The following is a 4,623-nucleotide window of genomic DNA, read 5'->3' as shown; positions in this document are numbered from 1 at the left end:
ATTCGGAACCATTTATCTTCGAACATTGGTGAAATCCGTGAATTTTCAATCAAATATCCGCAACTATCGTCATGAACTGATTCTGCTGGGAATTCTGATCCTGGCATCAGTCCTCCTCCTCTTTAATCTGGCAAAGGAAGGGTATTCAAACTCGTACTATGCTGCAAGTGTTAAGAGTATGCTCACAAATCCTGGCATCATGATCTATAATTCCTATGATCCAACAGGATTTGTGACCGTTGATAAGCCCCCGATAAGCCTCTGGATTCAGACTTTGGGTGCTACATTACTGGGATTTTCTGGCTCCTCTGTAATTCTTCCCCAGGCCCTTGCCGGGATTTGTTCGGTTCTCCTGTTGTACCTGCTTGTTTCAAGATCATGGGGAAAGGAAGCAGGCCTTATTGCTGCATTTACTCTCACGATAACCCCCATCTTTGTTGCAGTCGCACGGACAAACAACATGGACGGGCTGCTTATATTTGTTCTTCTTGGGGCTGTGTTTCTGGCTGTAACTGCCTGGAAAACAGGTTCTCCGTGGTACCTTGCAGGAGCTGCGTTTCTTATCGGGATCGGATTTAATATCAAGATGATAGAGGCGTTTGCAGTTGTTCCTGCCTGCTTTGGGATCTTTCTGTTGAATTTTAGACTCTCATGGAAGAAGAAGATCCTGTATCTTGCTGCTGCATCAATTGTACTACTTCTGGTTTCTGTATCATGGGCTGCGATGATGGACCTGACGCCGGCTGATCAACGGCCCTATATTGGAAGCAGTACAGGAAACTCTGAGTTTAACCTCATTTTAGGATATAACGGGTTGAACCGGCTACTTGGTGGGTTCATGCCATTTCATGGCGGAGAAATGGGCGCTAACCAGTCCATACGTGGAGGTTCTCCGGGAGCATTCCCTGGCGGTTCAGGTGGAGCATTGCCCCCAGGTATTAACAACGGGTTAGGATCCCCGGGACCTGACTTGAATACAACTCCTCATAATCAGGGCTCCTTCCCTGAAGGGACCAGCGGCTCCACACATACAGGAGAGGACAGGGCTTTCGCAGGCCCTCCCGGGTTTAGCGGGAACGGAACACCTGGTAACTATCCGTTTGGGATGGAGGGTGGGCGACCTAGCGGCGGTTCTGGAATGAATGACGGGGGTGAGCCTGGTCTTTTCAGGATGGGCGATGCAGGGATGTCCGGCCAGATCAGCTGGCTGCTTCCGTTCGCCCTGATCGGTCTGTTAGCCTGGTTTTCACGCCCCAGGTGGTCTGTGCTGACTTCTCTGAATGAGAAAGAGGTCCTCACGATCGCCCTGGCTCTCTGGCTGATTCCTGAGTTATTATACTTCAGTTTTACAAGCGGTTTCTATCACACCTATTACGTAGTTATGGTAGCAATTCCACTTGCAGGTCTTGTTGGAATCGGGGCTGTTTCTATGTTCGATGCCTATCAGAGACCAGGAATCAGAGGGTGGCTGCTCATTGCTGCTATCCTGGTATCCGGGTTTTGCCAGTGGGTATTCCTCAAGTATAATCCTGACTTCCTGGCACCACTCTCCTGGATTGTTCTCGTTGGATCACTGCTTGGTGCTGCGGTATTAATCCTCATCCGCACCCACTCTTCTCTGATTTCTCCAGGAATAGGTACTATTGTGGTCCTGATCACAGTTGGTCTGCTCTGCGTTGCACCCTTTGCATGGTCATGCACTCCGGTGATCTATAAAGGTGAAGGTAATATGCCATCGGCAGGTCCTAGTCTGGTTTCCGGCCATGGGCAGGGCATGGGACCAGGGGAGTTACAGGGTAATAGTTCAGCCCTCTATTCGTATCTGGCATCTCATCAGTCAGGTGAGAAATATATGGTCGGGGTTGAGAGTTCCCGCTCTGCCGGGGATCTCATCCTCTCGTACAGTGCCTCTGTTATGGCGATGGGCGGATATTCTGGCGGAGATCAGATTCTCACTAACGAGTCCCTTAAAACCCTCATTCAGGAAGGAAAGATCAGGTTTTTCCTGCTTGGGCAGAAAGGTCAGGGAATGCCGGGAAGAGAAAGTGGAGGAGTAACCCAATGGGTACAGGATAGTTGTCCTGCAGTTTCAGAGAGCGAATGGAATAGCGGCACAAATCAGGCAAATACAACATCGCCGATGCAAAATAGATTATATGACTGCAAGGGAGTGGTGTGAGAAGATATAATTTACTCCCGTTCTGGTGCATCCGTACTCTGAGTCACCCTGGACTCACCTCTTTTTCGCACTCTGTCTATCTGTTCAATCTCCTGGAGAATCTTTCGCGACAGATAACTGGCATAAATATCCGGACAGATGAATATTCCTGTCTCATTACCATTATCCTCCATAATTGAGACAGATTCACGACGGTCAGCCATCAGCAGCAGTTTCATCGAGACCCCTATGTTTTCTTCTGTACTATGTCGGAAGAGGGATGAATCAATGTCATTCCCGCCATGATAGCATTTTATCTGTACAATCCTGGCAAGTTCTTCTCTTTCAACAACGAGATATACTGGCACCCGTTTTGCTGCACGTGAAATTTCACTGTTGTATCTGGTGAGGAGTTCATCATCATTGCAGAGGAGAATAACCTCTGATTTTGCTCTTTTAAGCATCATCCTGATCTGATTCTCCCGTGTCCACTCTGTACGCAGTTCATACCCCTGCATAAGTGGTTCAGGTGTTTCTGTCTCAAGGGCTTTGAGCCTCTGATATATCCCTTCCAGAGATTCGACCGATTCCTTCTTCAGCCGTTCAAATGTCTGGGTAACATCAACTGGTGAGTATCGTGCTGGCGATCTGCCGGAAGAGGCCACAAATCCTTTTTCTGAAAGGGATGTGAGGGTTTCATAGATTCTGCCTCGTGGGATTCTGGTATGCTCATGAATCTCACGTGCACTAGCTACCCGCAATGCTGACAGGATGCCATACACCTTCGCCTCATATTCGTTCATTCCGATTTTTTTCAGGTGAAGGAGCAGTAAATCATCTATCATACTATGAGCTACTCATTTCAGGAGCACTTTCTTCATAATTTGCCGCTTGTAATCAGATAGGGCATGACAGCCGTACCATTCAAACCATCGAAATGGACATTGTTATTTCTCTTACTATCTGCGATGATGATCCTGATGGGAGGAGCAGCAGTCGCGCCTGCACTTCCACTCATCAGCAAAGCGTTTCCCGATTCATCTGAGTCTTTAATTTCCCTGATAATAACTCTTCCAGCTCTTGCTATCGCCCTTACGGGTTTTTTTATCGGTAGCCTGTCTGATAAATTTGGAAAAGTCAGGGTCCTTGTTGCCTCCGTAGCAGTCTTTACTATCACCGGTAGTTCTGGATTTTATCTTAACTCAATACCTGCAATATTAGCCGGCCGGTTTATCCTTGGAATGGGTATCGCAGGTATAACCTGTACTACCTCCTCTCTAATTGCGTATTATTATGAAGGAATTACCAGGGCGAAAGTTCTCGGGTACCAGGCAGCTGCAATGGGTCTTGGTGTGCTCATTCTTGAGACGAGTGGAGGGTTACTCGCTGGTATATCCTGGCGTGCAGCATTCCTCATCTACCTGATTGGAATTGTAATCCTTGTAGGTGTTCTTGTAACAATGAGAGAGCCTGCATGTTTGAAATTTGAGACGAAACTTGAAACACCTGATCAGGTTTTCCCTGTCCTTCCCCTGCTGGTCGCATATATCACACTGTTTCTTGGGAATATGCTGTTTTTTTTAATGCCAACAAAATTTCCATTTTTACTTGCTAATATGGATGCAGTTTCTGTGTTTGGAGGGAATAGTGCACTTGCAAGCGGATTATTCCTGGGAATATCAGGTTGTGCCTCATCACTTCTCGGGGTTTTGTATGGAAGAATTGCCTGGAGATTCCATCGGTACACGATCCTGACCTTTACGTTTATATTCTTCGGTATTGGACTTTGCAGCCTTGGGTTTGCTACATCACTTGTTACAGTTGCGATAGGGGTTATCTGCATCGGTATCGGGGAAGGAATTTTGATGCCAACCATCCTGAACTGGATTGCAGCCATAACGCCAAAGCAGTACCTTGGCAGAGCAAGTGGAGGATTCTCTGTAGCCCTCAACCTTGGCCAGTTTGCCTCAACACTTGCAATAGTTCCGGTATTTGCCATTGCTGTAACGTACAGTAATGCATTCGTTGCATGTGGCTGTGTGGCGTTTGTTTTTGCTCTGCCATACCTCCTGGCACTCCTGAAGGAGAAGTACGGCATGACAATGGTTCCTACAGGTTCAAAGCAAGATGTCTGATTTAAAGGGATTTTCCTGGCACTCCTTATTTTCCCGATTGATATTGTTTTCCCGTGCCTGTCTGAACAGAAGGGGTTTGATAGTATCAGGGCAGGTTCCATTATTCAGGATATTGAAGAAATCCGTATTCCATGCAGTGATACCTGGAAGCGATGATGGGATTATGAGGGGTGAATCAATCGCAATAAATCCATTGTTTGCGAAGATAAAATCCTCGTGGTTGTTGTTCCAGGCACTTGTTTTATTTGCCGCTTCATGAACTGCGATGGTGAATGTTGTTGCATCCTTAATTCAAGTTCATCTGAAAAAAAGGATATCCTCCCTTAGAAA

The 4,623-nt window shown here is 46.9% G+C and carries 4 protein-coding genes; 3 read left to right on the top strand and 1 reads right to left on the bottom strand.

Going from position 1 to position 4,623, the window contains the following annotated elements; all coding sequences use genetic code 11:
• The coding region (locus VN429_RS09920; protein ID WP_325632798.1) for a glycosyltransferase family 39 protein at positions 1 to 2,179 on the top strand (2,179 nt) is incomplete at its 5' end.
• 11 nt (positions 2,180 to 2,190) lie between these two features.
• Here the strand turns inward: VN429_RS09920 and VN429_RS09915 are convergent.
• Entirely contained in the window at positions 2,191 to 3,003 is an 813-nt protein-coding gene (locus VN429_RS09915) for a TrmB family transcriptional regulator (protein WP_325632796.1), read from the bottom strand.
• A 63-nt stretch (positions 3,004 to 3,066) separates the two neighbouring features.
• On the opposite strand from VN429_RS09915, the gene VN429_RS09910 reads away from it, so the two are divergent.
• Together VN429_RS09910 and VN429_RS09905 are read left to right on the top strand one after the other, a co-directional pair.
• Positions 3,067 to 4,293 (top strand): MFS transporter, encoded by a 1,227-nt coding sequence (locus VN429_RS09910; RefSeq protein ID WP_325632794.1) that lies wholly within the window; start codon positions 3,067 to 3,069, stop codon positions 4,291 to 4,293.
• Positions 4,286 to 4,552 carry a hypothetical protein gene (locus VN429_RS09905; RefSeq protein ID WP_325632792.1) on the top strand — a complete coding sequence of 89 codons (267 nt, stop codon included), beginning with the start codon at positions 4,286 to 4,288 and terminating at the stop codon, positions 4,550 to 4,552. Before VN429_RS09910 ends, VN429_RS09905 begins: the two co-directional genes overlap by 8 nt.
• Positions 4,553 to 4,623 lie beyond the last annotated feature (71 nt).

It is taken from the genome of Methanospirillum sp. (assembly GCF_035560735.1).
In the GTDB taxonomy this organism is placed as follows: Archaea; Halobacteriota; Methanomicrobia; order Methanomicrobiales; family Methanospirillaceae; genus Methanospirillum.
Note: the sequence above shows the minus strand (reverse complement) of the source record. Positions and strands in the feature narration are given on the sequence as shown.